The 2,519-nt window shown below is 40.8% G+C and carries 3 protein-coding genes; 1 reads left to right on the top strand and 2 read right to left on the bottom strand.

Features of this window, described 5'->3' with window-relative positions; genetic code table 11:
• Positions 1 to 211: 211 nt before the first annotated feature.
• Together VB740_RS36415 and VB740_RS36420 are read right to left on the bottom strand one after the other, a co-directional pair.
• Positions 212 to 727, bottom strand: coding sequence for a L,D-transpeptidase (locus VB740_RS36415; protein WP_323204663.1), 516 nt, complete (start codon positions 725 to 727; stop codon positions 212 to 214).
• A 113-nt stretch (positions 728 to 840) separates the two neighbouring features.
• Positions 841 to 1,473 carry a bifunctional 4-hydroxy-2-oxoglutarate aldolase/2-dehydro-3-deoxy-phosphogluconate aldolase gene (locus VB740_RS36420; RefSeq protein ID WP_323204664.1) on the bottom strand — a complete coding sequence of 211 codons (633 nt, stop codon included), beginning with the start codon at positions 1,471 to 1,473 and terminating at the stop codon, positions 841 to 843.
• Between the two features lie 520 nt (positions 1,474 to 1,993).
• On the opposite strand from VB740_RS36420, the gene VB740_RS36425 reads away from it, so the two are divergent.
• Positions 1,994 to 2,266 carry a GlsB/YeaQ/YmgE family stress response membrane protein gene (locus tag VB740_RS36425; RefSeq protein WP_323204665.1) on the top strand — a complete coding sequence of 91 codons (273 nt, stop codon included), beginning with the start codon at positions 1,994 to 1,996 and terminating at the stop codon, positions 2,264 to 2,266.
• The last annotated feature ends 253 nt before the right edge of the window (positions 2,267 to 2,519 follow it).

The raw sequence follows: 2,519 nt of genomic DNA on the forward strand, positions 1-2,519 counted from the left end.
ACTTGGTAATGTCTGTGTTTTTCTCGCCTCAATTACTACTAGCTAGGCAGTTACGGCAAATCCTTAAATGCCCTCTTCTATATTTTATTTCAAATTCCGTAATTCCGACTCCGAAGATTCCCAGCATAAAATATTGCTGGGAATCGCTCAATTGTCTTGATTCGTTGTTATTAATGATTTTACCTAAATTGCTTTTTGGTTGCTTCACCTACTATTTTTGGATAACTACTGGTGTCCCTACCGATGCCCACTCAAATAGCCATTTAGCATGTTTCGGTGCGAGATTCACACAGCCGTGGCTGACTGGAGTGCCAAACCTTTTATGCCAGTAAGCTCCGTGTATACCGTAATTACCTTGGTAAAACATCGCATGAGGAACATTGGGAACGTCATAGCCCCTTCCCCGCATCCGTGTAGTTTTGAACTTGGATTGAATATTAAAAGTACCAATCAGAGTGGGAGTAGATTTTTTCCCAGAGGAAATAGCACTTCCATAAACCACTCTGTCACCTTCCCAAGCTATTAACCGTTGCTTTGAAAGATCAATTTGAATCCAGCGCTTATCCGATTTTTGTAATGTCTGGATTTTTTGTGCAATCACTTGATTTTTGGAATTCGCCCAAACTTCACTCGTTCCAATAGTAGTAAAAACACTTACGGACAGTGCTGTACCAGTGAGGAGTATTTGTAAGCGACGCACCCAGTCAGGATTAATCAGTTTTTTCATTTTAGATACACTCGCACTTAAATAATCAAGTCTTGAGAAACTTATCAGCTTTCACCTTTATTTCCCTATCTATTACTTTAATAGACGTGAACTTTTGATGATTTGATTCTAAGTTAACTTAACTGTTGTATCAGCTTTCTTGCTCCAGATGCGATCGCTGACCAATTCCCCTCTGTGACAAGGTTTTTGGGAAATAATTCACCGCTCAAACCGACAGCGATCGCTCCGGCTTGCAAAAATTCTTTGGCATTTTCCAGAGTCACACCGCCAGTAGGAATTAAGGGAATATGACCTAGTGGCCCTTGCAAACTTTTGATATAATCAGCCCCTCCTACTGCTTGCACGGGAAACACTTTTACACAACTAGCGCCCTGACTCCAGGCGGTAACAATTTCTGTAGGAGTCATAGCTCCTGGGATAATCGGCACATTTTTTTCTTGTGCTGCTTGAATCATTGCCGAATCAACGTGGGGTGTGAAGAGGAATTGCGCCCCAGATGCGATCGCTTCTTGTAACTGCTGCACATTAAATAGCGTACCAGTGCCAACGATACAGGCTGGTAATTCCGAACGTAGTTGACTGATTAATTCCCCAGCGCGTGAGCTATTCCAGGTAATCTCAATTAGCTGCATTCCCCCAGATGCTACAGCCATTGCCATTTGCTGCCCCATTTCGATTTTAGGGGCGCGGATAACTGCGATCGCACGATGTTTTTGCAATTGTGATAACCAAATTTCATTAGGCATTTTGACTGGAAATTAGCGATTAGGGATCGGGGGTTAGGAATTGGGGATTAGGGATTGGACTTCAAACTTCCCACTCACCAGTCTCCATTCCCCAATACAAGCCTGACATAGTAGCAGCAATCGGCTCTCAAAGTTGCTTTTTGTATTCGCTCCCATTTCTCAGCCATCGAGTTACTGACTACGCCCGCCTTACGACATCATCTAATTTTGCTTCCTTTACATTACTTTAGAGACAGTCTTGAAAAACTCAGCTTAATTCTTCTAGTAGAGGAGAGAGCTACTTAAAAATGCATATACTGCAATTACCAAGCAATAGTTTAATAAGCCCCTAGTTAAAGACCTACTAGGAGCTTTTTTTTAATTGATTATCTAACTCAGTGGGGGCACATATAAAAAACTAGTTACAATTAAACTCTTCCTTATGGTTATTATTGATTAATTCTGATGGTAGATGGGATCAATAGATGAAGATTGATAATATGTATTCTGTAAGTGAAAAACGTTTACCAAATTAATAACAATGAATATTCTTGCTTGGATTGTTTTAGGTCTAATTGCTGGTGCGATCGCTAAGGCTATCTACCCCGGTCATCAAGGTGGCGGAATTTTGGGAACACTCTTACTAGGAATCATCGGTGCTTTTGTTGGCGGTAGCTTAGGCGTGTTCTTCAGTACAGGAACGTTAACTTTAGCAGCACCTAGTCTTAGTATTCCTGGTGTTGCATTAGCAGTTATTGGTGCAATTATCGCGGTTTTCCTGTGGAACTTGTTAACTCGTAGCAGTGCTGCATAATAAAAGTAAGTTGCGGGCAAGGAGTAAGGGGAATTTAGAAAATCCATTTAAATATTGTGAATTAAATCAGAAAAGTAGCACCAGCCTGTGATTAAGGTGGTGCTATTTTGTGGTTATTCATCAGTAAAATAAGGATTTAATATCTATGGAATTTTTCGCAGAAATGATGAAAGCAGGGGCGCTAAAACTAACCTATAGTACAATACAGTTCAGATAAGACCAAAACACTTGTAGAGACGGCGATTTATCGCGT

Origin of the sequence: Nostoc sp. UHCC 0251, from assembly GCF_034932245.1 — a bacterium.
Classification (GTDB): Bacteria; Cyanobacteriota; Cyanobacteriia; order Cyanobacteriales; family Nostocaceae; genus Nostoc.

Coding starts and splice junctions, on each gene's coding strand:
- VB740_RS36415 (WP_323204663.1), bottom strand. CDS start 727: ATGAAAAAACTGATTAATCCTGACTGGGTGCGTCGCTTACAAATACTC.
- VB740_RS36420 (WP_323204664.1), bottom strand. CDS start 1,473: ATGCCTAATGAAATTTGGTTATCACAATTGCAAAAACATCGTGCGATC.
- VB740_RS36425 (WP_323204665.1), top strand. CDS start 1,994: ATGAATATTCTTGCTTGGATTGTTTTAGGTCTAATTGCTGGTGCGATC.